The sequence below is a fragment of the Streptomyces sp. SID5910 genome (assembly GCF_009862125.1).
Lineage (GTDB): Bacteria > Actinomycetota > Actinomycetes > Streptomycetales > Streptomycetaceae > Streptomyces.
This window is the reverse complement of sequence record NZ_WWHX01000398.1, coordinates 1-22,031: the sequence shown is the minus strand read 5'-3', so window position 1 is coordinate 22,031 and position 22,031 is coordinate 1. Positions and strand designations below refer to the sequence as shown.

Genomic DNA, 22,031 nt, shown 5'->3' with positions numbered 1-22,031 from the left:
GTCAGACCCACCTTCCGTTGTTGAGGTCAGTTGCGGTGGACGCGTCGTAGGTGTCGATCTCCGTGCGGACGATGTCCGTGATTTCCCGGTCACCGACGTAGACCCGCACGTGCGCGTGGACCTCCGCTGACCCGCCGCTCTTCGCGGAGCGGATGTCATCCCACTGGGAACCGGTGAAGACCGGCTCCGGGCGACCGGTCCCGTTGGCGACGAGGGAGAGCCCCGGCGGGAGGTAGCCGCCGTCGTCGTACCAGTGCGGCGAGCGGCTGAGCCACTTGGAGTAGGCAGCCGCGGGAGACCCGTAGTCGGGCCTGCCCTTGATGTAGCTCAGGCCCCACCTGATCTGAGTCTTCGCGTTCGTCCGCCAGTCCGCGCCGGCCGTCCGCATCTTGTCGGGCGGGAGGGCCTGCGGGATACCGTAGGCACCGCTCGACGGGTTTTCGGCGTTCCACCGCCAGTTGGACTCGCCGTCCCACAGCTTCTTCAGCGGGGAGAACTGCGACGGGCCCCATCCGTACTGCGAGAGGATGCCCTTCGCATACTGCTGCGCGGCACCGACGGCCTGAGCGCCTCCACCTCCCCCACTTAGGTACTTCATGGGGTCGACGGCCTTGCCGTTAAGCCTCGCCTCCAAGTGGAGGTGCGGGCCCGTGGTGTTGCCGGTGGCGCCGACGTCGCCGATGCGACTGCCGCCGTTGACCGACTTCGGAACCGTGGTGCGGATGCGGGACATGTGCGCGTAGAGCGACTGAAGGCCGCCTCCGTGATCGATGATCACGTGCTTGCCGTAGGGGCCTCCCGACGTCGCAAGGGACACGCGTCCGTTGGCTACAGCCTTGATCGGCGTTCCCGTTGCCGCCGGGAAGTCCAGGCCCGTGTGATGCCCGGAAGCCCACATGGAGCCCGGGACGCCGAACTTCGTACCGAAGTTGGCGTTCACTGGCTTCTGCCACTCGCCTCCCCATCCCCCGTTCTCGGAGGTCAGGGACGAGACGGCGTCAACAATCTTGTCCTTCAGGCCCGTGACGATCTTCGTCGGGATCTTCGTCAGCACCTTGCCCATGGGCGAGTCACCGACGCCGTCCTTCACCTTCGAGAGGACAGGCGCGACGAGCTTGTCCCAGATCTTCGACGGATTTGTCATCAGATCCGCGGCAGCCTTCGCCCAGTCGACACCCGTACCGACGACGTCAGAGACGGTGTCCTTCGTCCAGTCCCACGCACCGCCGATAACGCCGCCGGATTCGAGGAGCTGAGTTCCCGCTTGCTGATGCAGAGCGACGGCGCGGGATCGATATTTGGGATCGGTGGGAATGACATACTCGGGGTATCGAGGGTCACCCTCGCCGACAATTGCCGTCGGCTTGTTGACCTTCATCGGGGCCGCCACGCCCCAGCCGTTGCCGACGGTTCCACCGGCTTCCAGGAGTTTAGGTGCGGTAGGGAGCTTGTCGAGTCCGACGAATCCTGCTACCTTATCCCAAACGGCCTTGATGCCTTTCGTGTAAACCCATTCAATTATGAAGTTTACGGGGCCCTTGGCAATGTCCTTTACTTTATCCCAGGCAATTCCGATTGCCTTCTTCGCATCCTCGAACGCGTCGGCGACAAGGCCGACTCCGTCCTTGATCAGATCGAAGGCAGGCTTCAGCCCCTTTTCCCAGAGCCAATCGGACTTGTCGGCGATCCACCCGGCGACGGGGCCTATCGAGTGGTCGTAGAGCCAGACGAATTTATCGCCGACCCACTTCAGCCCATCCCAAACCCACTTGAAAAAAGGCTGGAGGGCGTGCGTCCAGAGCCACGATGCCTTAGCGGAGATCCAGTCGAAGGTGGGACGAATTCCGTACTCGTAGAGCCAGACGAATTTATCGCCGACCCACTTCAGCCCATCCCAAACCCATTGGAAGAAAGGCTTGAGCGCGTTCTCCCAGACCCATACCGCAAGGCCGGCGATGAGGTCCCAGGTCGGTTTGAAACAGTCCGTCCAGAGCCACCACGCCAGGAGACCGATGCCTTGAATCCCCAGCCAGAGAGGGGTGATAGCTGCCGTCAGGATGATCGCCACGGCCACGCGGACTGCATAGGAAATGATATCCCACGCCGGAACGAATATTTCCTTCCAGAGCCATACGAGTTTATCGCCGACCCACTTCGCCCCGTCGCGAATTCCTTCGAACGCGGGTTTCAGGAAGTCATTCCAAGCTACGTCGGCGGCGGACTGAATTCCCTCCCAAGCGCCTGTGACAATGTCGCGGAACCACTCGAAGTGATCCCACGCATACTTTATGCCCAGGGCCAGGAGGAATAGCCCCGTGATAACCCGCCCAATGGGGCTCATGGACATCGCGAGCGTCCATAGCTTCGTCGCCACCCACAGGCCATAGAGGAGCTGAATAGCCCACGGCGCGTGTTCCGCTACGTAGCTGATTCCGTCGGAGGCAAACTGGAGCGCTTCCATGACGACCTCAGAGAAAGGCTGGAGCGCCTTTGCCAAATCGAGGAATGCCTCCGCCAGGTCGCCGAGTGTCTCGGCCACCATTGGCCCGTGCTCCGACGAATAGTCGAGGAATTTTTCGAACTCCGGGGAGCCGCGCAGGCCGGTGCCCCAGTCAGCGAACCGCTTCGTGATCCGCTGCATGCGCTCCGATATGGAGTCCATGTGGGGGAAGAAAGCGTCGAGAACGCCCGCCATTCCCTTGAAGACGTTACCGAAAGAAATACCCAATCCGACAATTGCCGGCTTGGCATTCTCCGCGACGCCCTTTTTGAAGCGATCCCAGAAGGGGTCGCCCTTCATGTCCGCACTCGCGCGGTCCATCAGCTCGCCGACGGCGTCTGCGGAGTTCTTTACCAGAGGCGTCAGGCCAGGGAGGCTCCTCTTCGCCCCGTCAACCATTCGCGTGAAGAGCGGGACGACGTCAGGGGAAAGGCTCTTCGCCCATTCCTTGTACGCCTCCGTCAGCCCGCCGGGGCCGGCGATGGAGTCGTAGAGGTCACGCTGCTCCGGCGTGAGCTTCGCAAGTGCTTCACGGTACTCGTCCGCCTTTGAGGTGGCTTTCGCCGTGGTGTCGATGGCGGAGAGGCGAGCCGACTCGACGCCTCGCTCCGCAGACTCGATGGACTCCGCAGCCTGGACCTGAGTGTCGGCCGCGTTCTGCACGGCGTCGGACATCGCCCGCTGAGCGTCGGCCACGGTCTGTGCGGCGTCGACCTGCGCCTTGGCGGCGTCCTTCTGGGCGTCGGCTACGGCTTCGACCTGGTCCGCGACATTGCGGTGAGCGTCGGCTACCGCTTGCGTCTCGTCCTGGACGTTGCGCTGCGCATTGGCGAGTCGCTCAGCCGCAGATTTGACTTCCTCGCTCCCGCTGACGCCGGCCTTCTTAGCGGCCTCCGCGTCTTTCTGGAGTTGGGCGTAGTCCTTCTTCTGCTGCGCCGCAGCCTGGACCGACTGGTCGTAGGCGAGCTGCGCACGCTGGAGCTGGAGTTCCGTCGCCTTGCCGGCGTCGAACTCGCGCTGGGTCTTGTTGAGTTCCTCCTGCGCCTCACGGACGCGGAGTGTGGCCTCGCGCTCGTCGAGCTTGCCCCGCTCTAGCTGGTCCTGGAGGTCAGAGAGCCGCTGGGCGGCGTCCTCCCGGGCCCTGTTGAGATCTTGCTGCGCCTTCGTGGCGTCGAGCTGAGCGTCAATGAGCGACCGCTCTGCGCGCTCCGCACTGCGCTGGGCGTCGACGAGGGATCGCTCAGCGCGTGAAACGTTTTTCGCAGCTTGTTCCCGCTGCTCCATGGCGCGGGCTGCGGCCTGACCAAGGGCCCGCTCAGCGTCCTCTACTTGGCGGTTGGCCTGCGCAATGGACTTCGCAGCGTTACGGTGAGCGGACGTGAGAGCCTGTTGCGCGCTCGCCATCTGAAGAGCCTGTTGTGCAGCCTTAACGGATGCGGCAGCGGACTTGTCCGTCGCGGATGCGGCTTCCTTCTCCGCGGCCGTCTTCGCCTGAATGACGCTCGTGACGCCCTTGATGGCGGGAACAGCGACGAGCGCGAGGGAGCCGACGCCAGCGGCAGCTACGAGGGCCGCCGACGCAATGGCGCCCAGACCTGCGGCAGCCACAGGGACGATGGGCATGAAGGCCACGACACCCAGCGCGACGGAGAGCTGAAGCAGCGCCGCGTGTGCCTGCGCCGTGTTGGCCCGCACGAAGATGTGGACGTCGTCGCGGTCGAGGTCGTTGACCTGGTGCTGAACGGCGGCGAGGCGAGCCTCTGCGGCCGCTGCATCGACGCGGACGTCGACCGTCGGGGTGCGTCCCCGGAGGCGGTCGATCATCAGGTTCAGGTTCGTTATTGCCGCGCGGGCTCGACCCGTGTCGACGTCGACCTGTGTCGCACGCTGCGCCGACAGCGCCCGGAGCCGGGCCTGAATCTCGTTGATCTGCGCCAGGGCCGTTGGTGCGTCGATGTCGACGCCGATCTTCAGGTCCCTCATCGACGTCAGGCGTGCGCGCAGGGCCGCTATTTCACGCTGAGCGGGCGACGTGTCCGCATCGATGTTGATGTTGGGGAGGCTCGCTTCCGCCTCCCGCACGGCCGCTCGAATGCGAGCGCCCAGGGCGCCGTCAGTCTCGATGCGGATCGTGGCGGGGTCGGCAGTGGCGGCGTCAATCTCCTCGCGGAAGGCCGCGAGAGCCGCACGGGCGGCGGCAGTGTCGACACGCACAGCCACGTTGGGGTGCGCTGCCCCCAGTCGGCGGAGTTCCGCCTCCAGCTCCGCCACGTGGGCGCGGGCCGTCTCCGCATCGACGTCGATGCCGATGCGCTTGTTGGAGAGGGCCTCCAGCTTCGCCCTGACACGAGCAAGCTCCGCGTCCACGCCCGTGTCGCTCAGCTTGACGTCGAGCTTGGGCATGGAGCGGAACGCTTGCTCCAGCTTGGCACGGAGGGAGCGCGCGAAGGCGCCACCCGTGTTGTTGCCCTGACGGGTGGCCGCCACGGTTGCAGCCTTGCCACCCGTCGTGATGGCGTCGGGGATGGAGATGGTGATCTTGCGAGAGATGGCGTCGCCCATCCTCTCGCCGGCCTCCTCGCCCACTCGCGTCGCGATGGGGAGGACCATGGCCTTCAGTCGGGTGTGGAGCATCGGTGCGACGGGGACCACGTCGACACCGACGACTCCGACAATGTCCAGGTCGCCGGCCATACCTACTCCTTCGGCTGGGATCTCAGCCGCGGATCAAGGGCGGCTCGCTGGTCGCCGCTCAGGCGGCGGTACTTCTGCTTGCGCTTCGGCGGGACGCCGGGGCGCGGGGTAGGCACGAACTCGCCGGGCTTGCCGCCGTTGACGGCGATCAGTGTGTGCCGCACGCGGACGAGTTCATCCTTCACCTGGGCGAGCAACGTCTCCGCGCTGCTCCACGGTGCCAGGTCGGGGCGTGCCTCGTCGGCCGCCTTGTCCATGACGTCAGCCGGCACAGAGTTCCGCAGGGCGGTTTTCGTCGCGCTCTCGGGCGGAAGGTGCTCTATCCACGTCCGCAGGGTGCGCAGGGACAGCGTCCCGCGGTACACATCGAGCACTCGCGCGCCCGGGTAGTACCGCGGGATGTCGGCCTCTAGCGCCTCCGCGTGGTCCGCGAGGACTTGGCACGTCCAGTGGACTTTCCCACCGGCTCGCCGACGGCCTCGCCGGCACGGCCGACGAAGTCGAAGATCTCCTCAAAGGTCGCGTCGAGTTCGATGAAGGTCTGGACGTCGTCCTCGTGCAGGACGCCGGCCGCCCAGGTGTCGAAGTCGCTCTGCCGCAGGGCTCGCATGTGCGAGGGGCGCCAGTGCATCGCGTTCTTCACGCGGAGGTCGACGCCGCACAGATCGGCAGTGGCGTAATCCTCCGACGCCTCCAGCTCCTGTGCCTCAGCGGGGGTGGTGGTTTCAGACATGCGCGGGTCTCCTTGCTCGTTGCGTAAAACGTTGTGCGCGGGTCTGGAATGAAGCGGGGCCCGGACCCGCGCAGATACGGGCCCCGCTGGTCACTTACGGAGTGGTCGGGAAGAAGTCGGTGACATCGACGCTTCCGTAGTCGATGAAGCGCTTCACGGCCGCTGTGTTCGACGCGCCCTTGTAGAAGCGGAACGTCATCTGCACCGACATGACGTCCTCGGTCTGCGGCTGCTCGTCGCCACGTTCGACCACCTTGCCGTTCGGCATGAAGTAGCGCATCCGCTTGTCGCCGTCGAGGGTGTCGAAGACGAAGGCGTATCGGAGGTCGTTGGGCTTGTCGGGGAAGTCGTAGGAGGCGACACCAGTCGTCTCGTTGGGCTTCAGGCTGGCCACCGGGACGTTGTCGTACAGAGACCGGACGAGGGGGTTCAGACCTTCCAGGAAGGTGACCTGAAGTGACTTCGTCGACCGGGTCATCAGGGTCCGGATCGGCTCCAGGGAGCCAGCGGCGTTGACGTCCTGGCTCTCCTCCTCGATGGTGAAGGTACCGCCGTCGGTGGTGACCCATCCAAGGCACTGCCACGGGGTGGCCAGGTCAGCGAAGTCCGTGGGCGACGTCGCGTTGATGGGCGCCAGGTGGACAAGGTAGTCAGTGGCGCCGAACGTCAGATCGGCATTGCGGGTATCCGCCATGAGCCCTCCAGGGCATGCGAGAGACCCGCACGCCGGGTACGACGTCGGGTCGGAGTGTCAGTGGTTTATGCGCCCCGGAAGGACACGGTGAAGGTGGCGCCCCGTCGGTGGATTGCCTCGTTTGCCCACGGCTGCCGGGACGGGCCGGAGTCGCAGCGCACGGAGCGGATCACGGAGCCGCTCACGGGGCCGCGCAGGAAGAGCAGCGCGTCGCAGAGGTCGTTGGCCAGGGTGCGCGCCTCGTCCGCCGTGGCGGCGAAGACGTCGACGAACACGCGGGGGTGGTCCGCAAACCGTTGTGCGTAACCTCCCTCGCGCTGAATGCGGATGCGCGGGAGCTTCTTCTCCAGGTCTGCGGGCGTCTCTGCGCCGGCCATGACGCCAGTCAGTTCCTCTGCCCATGGGTTCAGGACGGCCTCGATGTCAGGCGCCACGATGTGCCGCCTTGAAGTCGTCCATCGTCTTGTGTAGGACGGCATACCGGGGCGTCTTGCCGTTGCCGTACTCGACGTGGGCAGCGTGGTCGGAGGTGTTCACGAGGCGGGCTCCCGCGCGCATACGTGCCTTGCCCCGGAAGGGGATGTTCAGGAAGACCGGCACTACGTCGAAGGAGCGGGAATACTCGCCCGTCTCGCGAGGAGAGCGGCCCTCCGCCGCCCCCTTCATCTGGACGGCCGTCTTGCGCGCTGCGCGCTGCATCCATGGGCGCTGGAACATGGCGCCGATACCGGAGTACCGGCCCCGGTAGGTCGGGCGAGCGTCTGAAGCCATCAGCCGGTCACCCGCCGTACGAAGATCTCGACGCGGGCAAGCGACGTCAGGGGGAAGACGAGCGGCTCCCCCTCTGTCTGCCAGACCTCGTCGCCACGGAGAATGCGGTCCGCGGGCCGGACGTCCGTACCACGAGGTGCGGCGAAGACTCGTCGGCTTTCGACGACCGTTGACGCGTCGTGTGTCTCCGTCGACGAGCCGACCGTCACGCCGTAAGGGCTCATGATCGCGCAGTTCTTGACGGTGATCCGCACGGGCGGACCGGGGATCTCTGACCCCGTGGAGTCACGGACCGGAGGACCGGGGCGTTCGACGACGAGGGTCTCAGACATGAGCTGAGCTATCAGGCTCACAGCGCCCTCCAGACCCTCACAGGCGGGCAGTAGTCCTCTGGAGCAATGTCCAGGGAGGACGCGCCAGCCGCCATGCCGACGGCCCGTCGCAGCCGCTTCCGCTCGTCGTCAGAGAGCATCACGCCCGTTTCGGAGTCGGCGTAGCTGACGAGCATACCGCCCGCTTGCTCCGACCGGACCCCCGCGGGGTTCGTCAGGATGCGGGCAGCGACGGCCAGGGCGACCGACTTCACTCCGCGCTGAGGCGGGTCCGTCAGCCGCTCCCCTACCTCACCGTAGAACGCATCCGCGGTGAGGTCATGGGCAAGCGTGCACTCGTCGGCCGCCAGCGGGCGCTTCAGGAGCGTGCGGAGTTCGGCCTCACTGAACAGAGTCACGTGGAGCCGCCTTCCGCCGTGACGCAGCACGCTTCGCAGCGGGCTTCGTCGCAGGCTGGGCGATGTCGCGTGAGTCGTTTGACGCGACCGGCGGCACTGCCCACGCCTTCGGGTTCGTGATGAGGGCCTGAGCCCACGTCGGGACCTCGTCCGCGGGGCCGAAGACGTGGGTCACGCCCTTGTCGTCCGTCACGTGGACGTTCGTTGCCAGGGTGGCCATGTGTCAGTGCCTCGCGTTTCTGGTCAGAGGACGTCAGCGACGAAGGTCAGGTCGGGGGCCGCCACGACGGGGAGCGCGATGGCAGTCGCGCGGGTCCACACGGTCTGGGGGTCCTCGCTCTTGTAGCCGCCGACAGCGATGCCCGCAGCGTCACCGGCCAGGCCGTAACGCGGGTCGTTCGCCTCCACCGGCACGCCCCACAGGGTCTTGCCAGCCGCGTCGCCCTGCTCGGGCAGGAAGAGCAACTTGTCCTCCGGAGTCACGCGAGTGGCCACCCCGCCGACGGACACCTTGGCGTCGTAGATCTCGATGGGCGGGATGTCGTACTGGCCGAGGACGGCGTTCAGACCCTCGCGAGTGAGGACGCCCGGGGCAGACGCGGAGCCGGCGAAAGCCAGTTCCCGGATCTGCTTGTTCTTCCGGAGCTGGTTGTAGATCTTCCGCGACATGAGGGTGTAGGCGGGGAGGCCGCCGTTCGTGTCGTTGTAGACCTCAAGCCACGCCTGGAGGTCATCGTACGCAGTCGCGGTCTCCGTGCTCGTCCACGCCGTCGTGGGAGCGACAGAGTGCGCGGCCGACCGGCCGAAGTCCACGGACGCCTGGACGCCGTTCTCGTTCAGGGTGACGGAGCCGTTGAACAGCGCCTGCCCGCGGGCAAGCTCCAGCCGCGCGGCGATCTGCGCGACGAGCTTCACGGAGTCGGACTCCATGGCGTCACGGATCTCCGCGTTCTGCGTGTCCACGTTCCGCATGCGGATCTGCTCGTACTCGCCGACCGGCATCTTCCGCGAGATGGGCGGCAGTTCACCGCTCACCCGGGCCCCGCCGGAGCGGGTCGCGATGTCCGACTCAGCGTCGAAGGCACGGAAGTTCGCCGCCTCCGTCAGGCCGCCTCCGCCCCGGTTGAACCGGAACGTCAGGTCGTTGATGGTCTCGTTGGGGAGCCACCGGTTCAGATTGAGCGCGTTCTCCTCGCGGAACCGGAGCGCCTCACGGGCGTAACCGGTGAGTTCCGCGGGAGTCGCGTACTCAGTGATGAGCTGCATGTATCAGGGCCTCTCAGACGAAGATGACGCGGCCGGCGACGTCCGCCTTGCCGTTGGCGTCGACGGAGACGGGAAGCTTCGCCTCACGGATGAAGCAGTGGATGAGCATCGAGCCGACGACGGAAGTGGACGCGACCTTGCGAGCGTCGACGTCCTGGGCGGTGAAGAGGAAGCCCACGAGGGTCTGCCGGCCATCGGTGGCCGTGTCGTCGTACGGGCCGTACTTGCCGCCGGTCGTGATCTTGCCGAGCGGGATACCGCTCTTCAGGTAGCCGTCCGGGTAATGGGTCGCCTTCGTGAACTTCGAGACATCGAGGGTCACGGAGACGGGAGCGTCGGTGCCGTGGGCGGACCCCAGCCAATCCCGGCGGTCCTGAGTGAAAGACTCAACCTTCAGGTTGAGGTCCATGTGTCCTCCAGTGGACTAGTGGTTACTTGCCGTGCTGCTGGCGGAAGCGCTCAGCGCCCGTCGACACGCCGTTGGAGCCGCCGACATCGGAGCCGCGAGCGCCACCCGAGCGGGCAGAGCCGCCGGTGCTACCGCCCTGGCCAGTTGCGCCGAACTCCGCCTTCAGGGCGTCGGCATCGGCCTCCAGTTCCTCCTTCGTGGAGCCCTGGAGGCGGGTCGCCTGCGCGGGGGTCAGGCCCTTGTTCGCGGCGACTTCGAGGAGGAGTGCCTTACGGGTAGCCGTGGCTGCCTCCGCCTTCGCGGTAGCAGCCTCTGCGGCAGCGTCGTCACGCTCCTTCTGGAGTCGCTCCGTCTCGCTCAGGTCGGCCGCCTTGCGGGTCTTCAGTTCCTCGTCGGCGGTCCGGAGACGCTCCAGCTCCGCAGCGTCGGGGGCGGAAGTCGCCCGCTGCTCCCACTTCTTCGAGTGGTGCTGCCAGTACGCCGCCTGATGCTCCGCGGACATGTCCCGCCACGGGGTGTTGTCGGGGAACCCGTGCTCGTTGACGGACGCCGTGCTGCCACCTCCCCCACCGCCCGGGTTGGCCGGGTCGTCCTCGTAGAGGGTCCACGGCTCGTGGGCCAGGGTCAGGAGGTTGGTACGACGTGCGAGAGTGCGTCGAGGCATGCGGTGTCCCCTGTCGGGAGTCATCGGCCCATGGCGGGCGTCAGGTCGGAAGTTTGATGTCGTCGGGTCCGGTGAACCGTTGGCCCTTGAAACCAAGGACAGGGCCCATTTCGCCGTGATCGTTGGCGACGAGAATCTTGCGGTAGTCGACCGCGCGTCCTCCGCGGTCCGCCTTGCCGACGGCCTCTTCAACGAGGTCGTGGAGGCGTTCTAGCGTGTCCTCGTCGATGACCTGGCCCGGGTCGTAGTCGGCGGTGACCGTTTTGACGAGGCAGTCACAGCCGGGATGGATCGGGGCAAGGTTGCGCTTGTGGTAGCGCTGCGTGGACGCGATGATGCAGAGGGCACAGTCGTACTCGCCTTGCAGCTCACGGACGGTGTACGTGAAGCGCGGCATGTCGGCCGACACCTCCCGCACGGTGTGCGTCCGGGCTAGCTGTAGGTCCGTCTTCACGAGGGTTTCGAGACGGTGAGCGCCCCGGTTGACGGCCTCGTCGAGGGCGACGTCATCGCCCAGTGCCGCGCGCAACTCTTTGAAGGGTCGGTCGTAGACGGTGCCGGGATCGACGCCGCGGAGCGCCGTTCCCGTGACCTCGTCGAGGTCCAGGGAGACGCGGGGGCCGCGGGCGTCAACGTCCTTGTAGAGCTGTTCGAGGTAGGACGCCGTCAGACTCGCTACCTGACGCTCGCCGGCCAGGATGACCGGGAGCGTCTGGCGTCGGAAACGGTCGGCGTCCTCGTCACGCCAGGAGCCCAGCCCCAGGAACGACCGTGTGGTCCGCCCCAGGACGCTCGTCCAGACGCCGCGGACAGCGGAGCCGTAGCGACGGTCAAGCCGCGTTAGCGCCATCGTCGTCCTCTCGGCTGATCACCGTGCGCTGGTCACGACGGGCGCGGGCGTCGTCGAGAGAGGCTGGAGGCGGGGCCGTTGGGTCGGTTGCTGTCTGCGCGGTCAAGGCGTCGGCCGCCCGGTCGATCTCCATGCGGGAAATCTGCGTCGGGGTGTAGCCCATGTCCTCCATGCGCTGACGCCACGGGACGCCGGCAGCCTGCTTCTTCACGGCAGCGTCGGCAAGTTCGGAGACCGTACGGGACTCGGGGTCACGCCACACGGTCTCCAGGTCAAAGGCTTCGGCCTTCTCCGTCTCGCCCAGCACTCGGAAGGCCAGGCGCATGACGTTCTGCCAGGACTCTCCGAAGGCGGTCTGTCGGTCCTCCACCTTTGCCACGAGGCCCGTCTCAGCGGCCTTCAGGGCGTCGCCGGAGACGTTGACAATGGCTCCGATCAAATAATGCGGTGGGGTCCTACTGATCGCGGCCAGGTCCTGCACGGCCGCAGTCACGGCCCGCACATACGGCATGAGGTCAGTGGCGGCGAACTCCCCAAAGCGGACTTCGGGGTCCTCCGTCGTCCAGAGACGCTTGATGTCCAGCGTGAACGGCTGGATCTTCTGGCCTGTGACGGGGTCCTCGTCGACCTCCAGGCCGGCGGCCCAACGCTGTCTGAACGCGCCGTACTTCATGGCGGCGATGAGCATGATGAGCGACAGGTTGATACGGTTCTGGACGCTGATCACGTCTTCGTGCTCCGCGAAGCCGCTGAGTCGGCGGTTGCGTCGGTTGATGAAGGGGACGAGCGGCACCATCTTGAGGAGGTTCTCGACGTCCGTCTCCCGGATACCTGGGAGGGCTGCGGCCTCCCACTCCCGAAGTGCCGCGGAGTGCAAGGAGAAGCCGGGACGCTCCCGCTTCGTGGTGAAGCCGTAGACCCGATCCGGGGTCCACAAGGTGGCCCGGGTAGTGCCAGTCCAGTCGTCGCGCCACATCTTGAGGCCCGCGGCCAGGCGCCGGTGGTTGCCTGGCTCGTGCTCCACAGCCACCTGGAGGGGCGTCTCGTGCGTCAGGACGGGGCGGCCGTCGTCTCCCTTCTCCACGAGGACGTACGCCCGTCGCTGCGAGAGCGCTCCGTAGTGGACGAGGCCGGAGTCAGCACGCATGCCGTTCTCACGCCAGATGCGGTTGGTGTCGTCGTCCGCCTTGCCGGAGTCGCCGTCCCCGTCGGTGCCGCCGAAGCGGAAGCCGTCGACGCCCAGGCGCTCAACGGTGGAGTCGAGGACAAGGGAGGTCCAGTTGGTTCGGGCGTCCTTCATCCACGAGGCCACTTCCCGCGGGTCAACCCCGGGGAGGGTCGGGAGCGGGGCGCGGCCTTCGGCGAACTTGGCGAGCGTTTCCAGTCCCGGCGTGACTTCGCCCTCGTTGTCGTGGGTGTCGTCGCGCTCGTCGAGGAGCTTCTTCCCCAGTCTCTTGAGCCACCAGCCCGGGGACTCCGGCACGTCGGCTTCGACAGGCATTCACGCACCCCCTCAGAAGGCATGTAGTTTGGACGAGCGCTTTTTGCGCTTCGTGATACCGGCTGCGACGGCGTCGGCTCGGCACTCGTACGCCAGGACAGCCGCCATTGCGGCGTCGATCTTCTTCGGGCTTTTCGGGTGTTCCTTCCCGATGCCCATGTGGTTGCGGCCCATCGGCCGGCGCTTGGCGTTGAGAACGTGACGAGTAAGCGTGGCGCCCAGCCGGGAGAACTCCTCTTCGTCGTCGGCCTTCGCAGTGCCGGCGAAGCTGAGTGCCTTGTCGTCGACAGCCTCTACGAAGCGGTCTAGGGCGTGCTCCATGGCCGTAGGGCGGTTAGTCCACCACTCCAGCGGACGCGCCTGCGTGGCGCTTATCTGGAGCCCGTCGGCGTATTCCGACGTCCACTTGTCTACGTAGTCCTGCCAGTGTGGCGGGTCGCAGTAGAAGCCGCAGACCTCGTAGCGGTCAAAGGCACGGGCGACGCAGTTGTCTACCGCCTCGCGGTCGACTTGCCAACCTTCGCCCGCTACGCCTTCTGGCTTCTCCCAGACTCCGAGGAGCTGTAGGTGGCCATCAGAGACGCGGCAGGCAACGAGTGCCGTGGCGTCGTCGCGAATGGACCCGTCGAAGCCGAGAGTTACGAGGTCACCGGGCTGGAGTGGCTCCGGCCGACGGCAAACCTCCCACGCGTCGGGCTCCATCCACGAGTCACTGGAGGAGGTCCGGGAGTTGAGGAAGTACCGCTTGCCGTCTGCGCTGTCGTTACGCAGGTCGTAGAAGTCGTCGACCAGCGTCTCCAGGTCCATCCACTCCATAGCGTCGCCGTAGGAGTCGATGAGGGCCGCTCGTAGCTCGTCCTCGTCCTTCAGGTTCTTGCAGACGCCGTATCGGTGGTCGTAGAGGAGACGCGCGCGCCCGCGCTTCTTCTTCCCCTCACGAATCGCTTCGGCTTCCTCGTAGGTGCGCTCAGCGACGGAGTCTTGCCCCGGGGCGAACATGGTCGTGGTTTCGAGATACCACGTACCGGCGCCCTTCTTCCGCTTGCGGAGGTTACGAGTAACCGTCGCGTACATCCTGCGGAGTTCTGGGGTGTTGTAAAGGTGCGTCTCGTCGAAACAGACCCACGTTTCCTTGCCGCCGTCCTTCGAGGAGCTGGAGGCGGTCGACGGGGTGATTTCCCCGCCGTCAGGTAGGTTGATTTTCGTAAGGCCCGGGTCGACGCCCGGGATTTGACTCAGCGGCGACGCCTCGTCGGTCAGGTTGAAGTAGATGGTGTCGTAGACGTTGCCGGTCTGGCCCTCCTCCGTCGCCATGATGCGGAGGTAGGGGACCTTGACCGGACGGCCCATAGGGTCGCCAGGCTGGTACTCGTGATAGAAGCCCAAGCCCCACGGGTCTTCGTACGTCTCCCCGCCTTCGGCCCAGCCGACGAACCGAGCGGGGCCGAGTGCTTCGAAGAGGCCGATACGGGCGCCCAGGCCAGACTTGTCACAGCCCTTCGGGCGGCTGAAGAACGCGGAGTCGTAGAGGAGCTTCCCCTCATCGTCGACCGCATAGCAGTCGGCTACGAACTGCGAGTACTCGTCGCCGTGATGCACCTTCTCTCCCTGAACGTCGCCAGGGCCGTGCACCACGAACCATTCCATCCACGCCAGGGCAAGCCATCCCAAAGAACGGTTGCTGTCATGACCGGGGGCGCGCACGGTGACGTGCGGCACGCGGTCTCCTAACCGGTCAGGCGGGCGCGACGGGAGTTGATGTCCGTCACCCCGTCGGGGCGCTGTACGGGCTTCTGAGGGCCTGCGGAAGGCTGGTCGACCTTCAGCTTCAGTCGGGCCCTGTCCTCCGGCGTAGCGCCGAACTTGGCGGCCCTGAGGCGCACTTCGGAGGCGAACTCCCACCGGCCCTTTGCCCACATCGTGTGGTGCATGAGGGCGGTGTCGATGAGGAAGAGCCAGTCCGTGTCAGTGAAGGTCTGCGCCTGCGCTGACGTCCGCCAGGAGTTCCACCAGAGCTGAGTCATGGCGTGCCACTCGACAGGGACGCCGTCCTCGTCACCGAGCACGCCCGCGGGCAGTTCGGGGCCGCGGAGTTCGTCGTCGGCGGTGACGATGGTCTCCGGCTCCGTGGCGTTGCGTCTGCGGCGCTTGGACGGGTCCTTGGGGGCGGGTCCGCGGCCGGCCACTAGTCGGCCTCCGCATCGTCGGCGCGGAGGTCCGCAAGCTTCTTCGTCAGGGCCCCCCACTGCTCAGCGGTGAACACATGCTCCTCGTCGGGGAGCCGTATCCAGCGCGGGGAGGCAGGCAACATGCCGCCGTTGTCGTACCAGTGACGATCGGGCTCGTCAGCCATGAGGGACACCTCCCGGGTAAGGAACGGCTGTCCGTCCCCTGTCGGGAGCTAGCGAGCCGTCAGCTTGGAAACCACCGCGGAGAGGTCCGCGAGGATCGACGGGGAGGAGCCATGCCGGCGCCCCGTCATTGCGATGTAGCGGCCGGTCCCGTAGATCTCCACGGCCGTACCGTCGGGGCGTCGGATGCGGCGTCCCTGTCGGACGTCCGCGCGGCCCCAGATGTGCAAGCCATCGCCGGACGGGGACACCTCTACGTAGGTGGCGCCCGCGTCGCGGAGAATGGCTGCGGCCCACGGAGCCACACGGCCCGTGAGCGGGTTGACGCAATGGTCAAGGTCCAGGCACACGATGTCGTCTTCGTCGGAGAGGACGAAGCCCAGACCGACGCCGGCCGTCGAGGCAGCAGCGTCCTTGTACGTGCTCCACGTCCGCGGGTCCGTCGAGGACGCGGCCATGCCGGCCGACGTCAACGGGACCTTCTTCGCGTCGCGCCGGACCCACCTGTCGCGGGTCTTCAGCTCGACGGGGAGCGGGTTGCGCACTTTCGCACGCGAAAGTGCCTTGCGGCACCGGGGCGAGCACGTCTTGGCGTGGGAGCGAGCCATGATCGGCATGTCCCCGCGGCAGTGCTCGCACGTCCTAGTCATGGGTCCATCCTAAGGGCGGCCGGTCACACTTTCAACCCCCCTGACCTGCGGTGATTGCATAACAGGTGAGACCGGATCGCTGTGCGCCCGCCTGCCGTTCCGGGGGTCAGATCAGCCCGAGAGGCCGGCGTTCGGCCCTCCAGGAGGCGCCTGTGGACGCCTCGCCCACATCCCCCAGACCCGTACAGACCGCGAGACCCAGCACCTCTTCGGGCTTCTGATCTTGCCGGAGGGGATCACCCCCCTGGCCCCCGGGGCTAATCGATCTTCGAACCGAAGCCGGCACGGGGCTCGCGACGATCACCGTCGGCGTGCTCGCCTCTGATCTCCAGCCGGCTGGGCACGAGCGTGAGCGTCACCGTCGTGCACGTGCGATCGACTCCGACGTTGATCTTCGGAGCCTTCGCGAGTCGACCAACATCAACGCCGTTGACGAGCACTCGCGTCACGCTGACGCCTTGCTCGCCCGTGTCGTCTGCCTCCTCCAGCACCACGTGAGCGCCTGCCATCAGTCCTCCAGGGCCGGGTGTGTGGGCTTGGGTCGGTCGATACGCACGCGCGTGAGTGCCGCTGCTGCACCACCCTCACTGCTGCTCTTACGTGCGTGGCACCACGAGCACAAGGCCCGCAGGTTGGCCATGCTGTGGTCACCACCGGGGACGATGTGGTCCACGTCAGTGGCCTCAGCGCCACAGATGCGGCCGTCTGAGAAGGGCATCTGACAGACACCCTTGTCCCTGCGCAGGACACGGCGCCGCAGTGACGCCCAGTTCGTCGGGAGCCGGCTCTTGCGTGTGCTGCCTTGCCACGCCATAGCGCCTCCTCGTCCTGCGCCCGTGCCTTACGCTGTGGGCTCCACGTGGCCAGGGAGGGCCACTGATTCATGGGGGGATGCGCTATGCGCGCTCACATTCGCCGTGCCGCTGTGCCGGCCGTCGTCCTGTCGCTCGCTCTGCTCTCGGGGTGTTCCTCCGGAGACGACTCCGCGGGCGCTGCTCCGAAGCAGGAGCCGGCTGCGGAAGCCACCATCGACCCCGCCGACTTGCCGTCGGAGGAGCCGTCCTCGTCGGCATCCGCCACCCCGGCTCCGGTTCTGAAGGTCGGGGAAACGACGGAGTGGGCCTACGGCGAGACGGACGACACGGGGCAGAACTACGCGGTGAAGACGAAGATGTCCGTCAGCGTCGACAGCGTGCGCTACGTGACGCCGGCTGAGATCGATGCCGCCGAACCGGAACAAGGTCAGCTCGTCGAGCTGACGCTCACGCTGAAGAACGTCGGCCAGGCTCCGGCGGACGTGATGCTCTACGGGATGACGAAGTGGGAGGACGCGACCCACGCCGCCCAGGACGCGACAACGCTGGAGGGCGTCGGGGACGGTCCGTCGCTCGACACAACGTACAAGCCGGGCCAGGCCGTCACAGGGAAGATCGTGCTCGACGTCGCCGCCAAGGGCGGAAAGGTGAGCTACGTCGGGACGGAAGACCCGAACGCAGAGGCGGCCTTCGTCATCGAGATGCCTGCCTCCTGAACGAACTCAGCCCCGCTCCCGGGAACTCTCCACCGGGGCGGGGCGTGTCTGCTAGCGTGGAACGCATGCTCCCCGCGTCAGCGGGGTGTGACCTCGAAGTAGGGGTCTGAGAAGTACCTGTTCCCCGCACCCGCGGGGATGGCCCCAGCCTTAGGGGCGCGTAGTACTGCTCCCCGCGTCAGCGGGGATGGCCCGCGTTATGGGCACAGCTTGATCCTGCTCCCCGCATTGGCGGGGATGAAGGCGGCTCCAGCAACATTGGGGCCGCCTTCCTGCTGTGTCGGTGCTGCCCGGGTCCCGCCGTCGGACAGCGTGCGGTGTCTCCGTCGGGTCCTAGCCCTGCACGGAGTGTCCGCTACATCGGGCGCGCGCTGATCAGTCACGCACGGGACGCCCCTCGCACGGACGGGAGGGATCGAACCTCCGTAGGCGGCTTTGGAGACCGCTGCTCTACCACTGAGCTACGCCCGCTCGTCCGGACCGTGGGGTCCGAGTGCCGGCCGTCGCACACCGGCGAGTCATAAAATCCCCTCGTGGAAGACTTACTGAGGGAGTTCGCCGAAGTACACCGACTAGCGATCATCACCGATGAGGTAGAAGGCTTCCCGCGACGTCGGGAGTACCTCCTCCGACGCGCGGCCGTGGCCGACCGCTTCGAGATCGCCTGCCCTCACGAGCCGACAGCAAAACCGGCGGCCAACACCTACGCTCTCCGGCTGCTGGAGTACGACGCCAAGCTCAAGACGTCCCGGGGGCCGCTGGAGCCTGAAGACCCTCAGTGGGTGGGTCGGCCACGAGACTACGTCCGTCAGGAGTACGACGCGTGGGTGCTAGGGGGTTCCGCGGAGCAGCCGCAGGATAGATGACGGAAGCCGTCGTGGTCCCGCCCGGAGTCGAACCGGGGTTACCCCTCAGCGCTTACGCGCCTACACGGGCGGCTTACCGTTAGCCGAAGAGACCGTCGGGCCGCCTCCGTCTCCGTCTCCGTGCGCATGGGCATCTCCCACCGCCTACCGTCTCCGTGCGCACCCTCCCCGTCCGCGTCTGCCTGCCGACCCTCGCAAGATCCGGCGCACGCTGCCTGACGAACGGAAGTCTGAGACGGCCGGACCGCTGCAACCGCGCTTCAACCCGGAGGAGAGTGCGGGGAGCACGGGAGCGGTGCCGGCCGTCGGGGAGGGAAGCGGGCCGCACGCTACTCGTCGCGGTCGCCTCGTCCTTCCCTCCTACTACTGTTATGGGGCGCATGTGACGCGTTAACGATCTTGGAAACGGCCCTGGACAGACCGGGTGTCAAAGTGTCGAACTAACCCCCTTTTTCATTTTCTCTCTACACGCGTTAGAAGAAATTGAAAGTAGGGGGTTAGTTCGACACTTTGGCACCCGGATTGGCCAATCACGTTACACAGAGCGACACATGACACCTCACCCCTTACCCTCCGCAGTTATCCACAGGCGCCTGTGGAGGACGAGGCGCCGGTGCGACGTCGGCGAGGCGGGCGACGAGGGGCTTGGGTGCGTTGAGAGCCCTGGAAGAGTGACTCTCAACGCACCCAAGCCCGCCTCAAGCCGTTACCGAGTTGTTATCAGATTCCCCCTCGTCCGGCGTCGCCCACACCACTTCGACCCGCTCCCTGATCCTCTCAAACGCCGTTCCGCGCTTTGTTGTCGCAGGACCAACGATGACGTGGTCGGCAAACAGCGACAAGAACGCCCGTTGCTCCGGTACATCCCACCGGGACCAGAGACCACCCTTCGCCAACGGGTCGTCGTCACCATTTCCTGTCCACGCCTCCAGCGGGAGCCGCGTAGCCGTCGACGCTGCGGCCCTCAGCTCATCGACACGCGCCGCGCATCGGGTCTCGTGAGCCCGGTACTTTTGGATGGTGTCCTTGAACGCTGCACGTCCCGTGGGACCCTCGTACAGGCCGTCGTCCCGATCGGCGTACAACTCCTTCATGCTTTTCTGAACATGAGCAAGCTGCGCCTCTTGCTCCGCCAGTTCCGCAGCCGCCTCCGGATCGGCACCCTGAACGGCGAACCGTTCTGCGGCTGCTGCGAGGAGGGCGACATCGTCATCGTCGCCGGGGTCCAGTGCCGCCACCTTGGCCCACAGGAGAGCCGCAACAACATTGTTGGTGTCCTTCATCTTGATGCGTAGGACGTGCTTCGGAACGTCCCCCACGCTTCGACGGAGGTTGCACACGTACGTCTCATCGGCGTTGGACACCGTCATGCCGGCGTCGCATAGTCCACACCGAAGAGCGCCCCACGACCCCAGGAACGTTAGTGTGCCAGCCCTGTCTACCCTGCGTGTTCTCTTGCGACCGTCTAGGACGGCCTGGAGGTCGTACCACCGTTTGGGCCCGATGAATCCCTCATGCGGCCGCACGGGTTGCCCCTCCTCATCGCGGAGGATCTCCCGGTGCTTCGTCTTGGGATCCACGGGGCCGATAGCGAACCCGGCCAGTCGGGGATCGCGGAGGATCCGGCGCACCACAGTCGACGACCATTCGTTGTCGGCCTCGTCACTGCTGCCGCCCTTCCGACGAGCGCGTGACGCCTTTCGGCGAGCCTCCGCGGCCTTCTCGTCGAGACTGCCCAGCGGCGTCCTTGCCCCGCGCTCCGTCAGGTCCGTTGCGATGGCGTTTTCCTTCGCGCCCTCCTCAGCCTGCGCGATGATGTACCGGACGTTGTCGGCCGGCGTCGACTCGGGTCCGATATCCGCGTCGCTCACCGTTCCCGGTTTCAGTTTCCGGACGGTGATCTTGTCGACCTGGACCGGTTCTGCGTCGAATCCGTAGGGCACCGGTCCCGACGAATGGGACCCGCGGGCCTTCAGCTCCTTGAAAGCGTCGCGAATGAACTTGCTCTTGTTCTTCGACTCCTGGTGCGCCAGGCCGGCGATAAGCGCGAAGAACGCCACACCGAAGGGGTTGTCATCCGACGTGTTGATGAACGGTTCTTGCGTGGAGACAATTGCGACCCCGCACTTTGCTAGCTCCTGCTGGATCTGCATAGCCTCCGCTGCGCCCTGTCGGGTCAGCCGGGAAAGCATGTAGATCACCACCACGTCGAACTTGCGCGCCCTGGCATCCTCCATGAGCCGCTCGAACCCAGGTCGGTAGACGTTGGGGTCGTAGCCGGAGAGGCCGATGTCCGAGTAATCGGTGTCGATGTGCGTCCAGTTGTCCTGGCTGTTGATGTACGCGACACTCTTGTTGCGCTGCATCTTGGGTGACGCCTGGCTGTCAGTCTCGCTCTTGTGGCTCTGACGCTCGTAAGTCACGGCCCTGATCATGTCCTGATCCCTGTCCCCCAGGGCTACAAGCTCCATGGGTAGATACGGTACCGGATCTGAAGAAGGCGTCGAAGCCGAGGTCCTCGGTGGCCTTCGCGACGGTGAGCAAGGTGTCGTAGGTGGCCCCCTGCTGGGGCTCGGTGAAGATACGGAGTTCCATGCCGTCCATCCTGCCTGGTCGGGCGGCTCCGGCCCGACAGGCTCCCGCGTGCCACGGCGCGTACGCGCCCCTTGCCCGAGGGGAGGGGTCATCCCGCCTCCCGTTCCGGTAACGCCGCGTCCCGGTCCGCCAGTCTGCGCAGCATCTCCAGGACTCGGTCCCGCGACTCGTCGGCCGCGTCGATGGCCTCCATGCACTGCCAGTACGTGCCCTCGTCGTCCACCGTGCAGGCGATGCCGACGAGGGCGATGCCGATCTCGGCGAGGAGCGTGCCGAGGCACATCAGGGCCTGGCGGGCGTCGCCCAGCTCGGTGAGCTGGGCGGCGCGCAGCTCACCGGGGGCCAGGTCCGGGGTGCGCAGCACTCCGCAGCCGCGGCCCGCCAGTTCGGTCAGTCCCAGGGCCTCGCCGCGCAGCTCGGGTGGTCCGTGGACCGCCAGCCGGCTGCCGATCGCCTGCGCGAGCGCCTGCGCCTGCCACACCTCCGTCAGCATCTCCGGCACCTCGCCGCCGGCTGCCAGGGCACGCCCGCTCGTCACGATGAGCCGCACCGCGTCCATGCGCTGCCCCCGTCTGTCCCGACGCGCCGCCCGCGGCGCGTCCGCCCGAACTCCGTTGCTCACTACCCAGAGTGAAGGTGTGTGGGACGAAAAGCCATAGCTGGGCAGAAATATTCGGACAACAAAGGGGATACGACACCGGAAGTGGATGCGGAGAGTGATAGCGGAGCGCCCGGCTCCCCTATTCTCTGTTCCCGTCCGGCGCGGGGAAGCGGGACTCGTTGCGGTCGATCTTCGCGTCCAGGGCGGCGAGCGGGTCGATGCCGAGCACCTCGCAGAATTGGAGCAGATACGCGAGCACGTCGGCGACCTCGTCCCGGACGCGGTGCGCGGAGCCGGGGTCGTCCATGACGCGGGCGGACTGCTCGGGCGTCAGCCACTGGAAGATCTCGACGAGTTCGGACGCCTCCACGCTGAGGGCGGCGGCCAGATTCTTCGGGGTGTGGTACGGCTGCCAGTTCCGCGCGGCGGCGAACTCGGCCAGTCTGCGCCGGAGCGCCGCCAGGTCCGGGGTGGGGCGGGGATGATCGGTCACGGCGTCAGGTGTACCACCGTGACGCCCGGCGCCGCCGCCCAGGAGGCGTCCGCGACGGCGCCGACGAGACCGATGTGCCCGCGGTCGCACATCCGGGCCGCCAGCCGCAGCAGTTCGGCGCGCTGGTGCACG

24 protein-coding genes, 2 tRNA genes and 2 pseudogenes are annotated in these 22,031 nt (G+C 66.5%); 2 read left to right on the top strand and 26 right to left on the bottom strand.

Annotated elements, in window-relative coordinates; translation table 11 throughout:
• Position 1: 1 nt before the first annotated feature.
• The 19 genes from GTW67_RS13755 to GTW67_RS13665 form a co-directional block, all read right to left on the bottom strand.
• Entirely contained in the window at positions 2 to 5,194 is a 5,193-nt protein-coding gene (locus GTW67_RS13755; RefSeq protein WP_161165088.1) for an aggregation-promoting factor C-terminal-like domain-containing protein, read from the bottom strand.
• Between the two features lie 2 nt (positions 5,195 to 5,196).
• Positions 5,197 to 5,451 carry a hypothetical protein gene (locus GTW67_RS13750; protein ID WP_237518840.1) on the bottom strand — a complete coding sequence of 85 codons (255 nt, stop codon included), beginning with the start codon at positions 5,449 to 5,451 and terminating at the stop codon, positions 5,197 to 5,199.
• Between the two features lie 152 nt (positions 5,452 to 5,603).
• Positions 5,604 to 5,927 (bottom strand): hypothetical protein, encoded by a 324-nt coding sequence (locus tag GTW67_RS13745; RefSeq protein ID WP_161165087.1) that lies wholly within the window; start codon positions 5,925 to 5,927, stop codon positions 5,604 to 5,606.
• 94 nt (positions 5,928 to 6,021) lie between these two features.
• Positions 6,022 to 6,621, bottom strand: a complete 600-nt coding sequence (locus GTW67_RS13740) for a phage tail tube protein (RefSeq protein ID WP_161165086.1) — start codon at positions 6,619 to 6,621, stop codon at positions 6,022 to 6,024.
• Positions 6,622 to 6,686: 65 nt separating this feature from the next.
• Positions 6,687 to 6,998, bottom strand: a complete 312-nt coding sequence (locus GTW67_RS13735) for a hypothetical protein (RefSeq protein WP_237518839.1) — start codon at positions 6,996 to 6,998, stop codon at positions 6,687 to 6,689.
• 46 nt (positions 6,999 to 7,044) lie between these two features.
• Entirely contained in the window at positions 7,045 to 7,392 is a 348-nt protein-coding gene (locus GTW67_RS13730) for a hypothetical protein (RefSeq protein WP_237518838.1), read from the bottom strand.
• Complete coding sequence (locus GTW67_RS13725; RefSeq protein WP_202437197.1) at positions 7,392 to 7,724, bottom strand: hypothetical protein; 333 nt, start codon at positions 7,722 to 7,724, stop codon at positions 7,392 to 7,394. Before GTW67_RS13725 ends, GTW67_RS13730 begins: the two co-directional genes overlap by 1 nt.
• Before the next feature lie 17 nt (positions 7,725 to 7,741).
• Positions 7,742 to 8,122 carry a hypothetical protein gene (locus tag GTW67_RS13720; protein ID WP_161165083.1) on the bottom strand — a complete coding sequence of 127 codons (381 nt, stop codon included), beginning with the start codon at positions 8,120 to 8,122 and terminating at the stop codon, positions 7,742 to 7,744.
• Between the two features lie 243 nt (positions 8,123 to 8,365).
• Positions 8,366 to 9,388 (bottom strand): major capsid protein, encoded by a 1,023-nt coding sequence (locus GTW67_RS13715; RefSeq protein ID WP_161165082.1) that lies wholly within the window; start codon positions 9,386 to 9,388, stop codon positions 8,366 to 8,368.
• 13 nt (positions 9,389 to 9,401) lie between these two features.
• Positions 9,402 to 9,710 (bottom strand): head decoration protein, encoded by a 309-nt coding sequence (locus GTW67_RS13710; protein ID WP_524539777.1) that lies wholly within the window; start codon positions 9,708 to 9,710, stop codon positions 9,402 to 9,404.
• 109 nt (positions 9,711 to 9,819) lie between these two features.
• On the bottom strand, positions 9,820 to 10,461 hold the full coding sequence (locus tag GTW67_RS13705) for a capsid assembly scaffolding protein Gp46 family protein (RefSeq protein WP_237518837.1): 642 nt from the start codon (positions 10,459 to 10,461) through the stop codon (positions 9,820 to 9,822).
• Between the two features lie 40 nt (positions 10,462 to 10,501).
• Positions 10,502 to 11,311 carry a hypothetical protein gene (locus GTW67_RS13700; protein WP_161165080.1) on the bottom strand — a complete coding sequence of 270 codons (810 nt, stop codon included), beginning with the start codon at positions 11,309 to 11,311 and terminating at the stop codon, positions 10,502 to 10,504.
• Positions 11,292 to 12,812: a phage portal protein gene (locus GTW67_RS13695; RefSeq protein WP_161165079.1), complete on the bottom strand. Its 1,521-nt coding sequence runs from the start codon at positions 12,810 to 12,812 to the stop codon at positions 11,292 to 11,294. The genes GTW67_RS13700 and GTW67_RS13695 overlap by 20 nt, the downstream gene beginning before the upstream one ends.
• Before the next feature lie 12 nt (positions 12,813 to 12,824).
• Positions 12,825 to 14,459, bottom strand: a complete 1,635-nt coding sequence (locus GTW67_RS13690) for a terminase large subunit domain-containing protein (RefSeq protein WP_237518836.1) — start codon at positions 14,457 to 14,459, stop codon at positions 12,825 to 12,827.
• Between the two features lie 80 nt (positions 14,460 to 14,539).
• Positions 14,540 to 14,998 carry a phage terminase small subunit gene (locus GTW67_RS13685; protein ID WP_346010651.1) on the bottom strand — a complete coding sequence of 153 codons (459 nt, stop codon included), beginning with the start codon at positions 14,996 to 14,998 and terminating at the stop codon, positions 14,540 to 14,542.
• Positions 14,998 to 15,165 (bottom strand): hypothetical protein, encoded by a 168-nt coding sequence (locus GTW67_RS13680; RefSeq protein ID WP_161165077.1) that lies wholly within the window; start codon positions 15,163 to 15,165, stop codon positions 14,998 to 15,000. Before GTW67_RS13680 ends, GTW67_RS13685 begins: the two co-directional genes overlap by 1 nt.
• A 48-nt stretch (positions 15,166 to 15,213) precedes the next feature.
• Positions 15,214 to 15,813, bottom strand: a complete 600-nt coding sequence (locus GTW67_RS13675; protein ID WP_161165076.1) for a bifunctional DNA primase/polymerase — start codon at positions 15,811 to 15,813, stop codon at positions 15,214 to 15,216.
• A 257-nt stretch (positions 15,814 to 16,070) separates the two neighbouring features.
• Positions 16,071 to 16,307 (bottom strand): hypothetical protein, encoded by a 237-nt coding sequence (locus GTW67_RS13670; RefSeq protein ID WP_346010650.1) that lies wholly within the window; start codon positions 16,305 to 16,307, stop codon positions 16,071 to 16,073.
• A gap of 14 nt (positions 16,308 to 16,321) precedes the next feature.
• Positions 16,322 to 16,531, bottom strand: a complete 210-nt coding sequence (locus GTW67_RS13665) for an HNH endonuclease (protein ID WP_237518835.1) — start codon at positions 16,529 to 16,531, stop codon at positions 16,322 to 16,324.
• Positions 16,532 to 16,738: 207 nt separating this feature from the next.
• On the opposite strand from GTW67_RS13665, the gene GTW67_RS13660 reads away from it, so the two are divergent.
• The gene (locus GTW67_RS13660) at positions 16,739 to 17,344 is read left to right on the top strand and encodes a DUF4352 domain-containing protein (protein ID WP_161165073.1); all 606 of its coding nucleotides are present in this window, start codon (positions 16,739 to 16,741) and stop codon (positions 17,342 to 17,344) included.
• 400 nt (positions 17,345 to 17,744) lie between these two features.
• On the opposite strand, the gene GTW67_RS13655 is transcribed toward GTW67_RS13660, so the two are convergent.
• Positions 17,745 to 17,815: transfer RNA gene (locus tag GTW67_RS13655), tRNA-Trp, on the bottom strand.
• 62 nt (positions 17,816 to 17,877) lie between these two features.
• Here GTW67_RS13655 and GTW67_RS13650 point away from each other — a divergent pair.
• Positions 17,878 to 18,210: a hypothetical protein gene (locus tag GTW67_RS13650; protein ID WP_161165072.1), complete on the top strand. Its 333-nt coding sequence runs from the start codon at positions 17,878 to 17,880 to the stop codon at positions 18,208 to 18,210.
• A 12-nt stretch (positions 18,211 to 18,222) separates the two neighbouring features.
• Here GTW67_RS13650 and GTW67_RS13645 read toward each other — a convergent pair.
• The 6 genes and pseudogenes from GTW67_RS13645 to GTW67_RS13620 form a co-directional block, all read right to left on the bottom strand.
• A tRNA-OTHER gene (locus tag GTW67_RS13645) sits at positions 18,223 to 18,304 on the bottom strand.
• 604 nt (positions 18,305 to 18,908) lie between these two features.
• On the bottom strand, positions 18,909 to 20,681 hold the full coding sequence (locus tag GTW67_RS13640; RefSeq protein ID WP_237518834.1) for a recombinase family protein: 1,773 nt from the start codon (positions 20,679 to 20,681) through the stop codon (positions 18,909 to 18,911).
• Between the two features lie 16 nt (positions 20,682 to 20,697).
• A pseudogene (locus tag GTW67_RS13635) lies at positions 20,698 to 20,805 on the bottom strand (LLM class F420-dependent oxidoreductase); the annotation flags it as partial.
• Positions 20,806 to 20,893: 88 nt separating this feature from the next.
• A complete protein-coding gene (locus GTW67_RS13630) occupies positions 20,894 to 21,364 on the bottom strand; it encodes a DUF6099 family protein (RefSeq protein ID WP_161165164.1) in 471 nt (156 codons plus the stop codon).
• A gap of 181 nt (positions 21,365 to 21,545) precedes the next feature.
• Positions 21,546 to 21,899: a MazG-like family protein gene (locus tag GTW67_RS13625; RefSeq protein WP_161165070.1), complete on the bottom strand. Its 354-nt coding sequence runs from the start codon at positions 21,897 to 21,899 to the stop codon at positions 21,546 to 21,548.
• A pseudogene (locus GTW67_RS13620) lies at positions 21,896 to 22,031 on the bottom strand (ATP-binding protein); the annotation flags it as partial. The pseudogene GTW67_RS13620 and the gene GTW67_RS13625, both read right to left, overlap by 4 nt.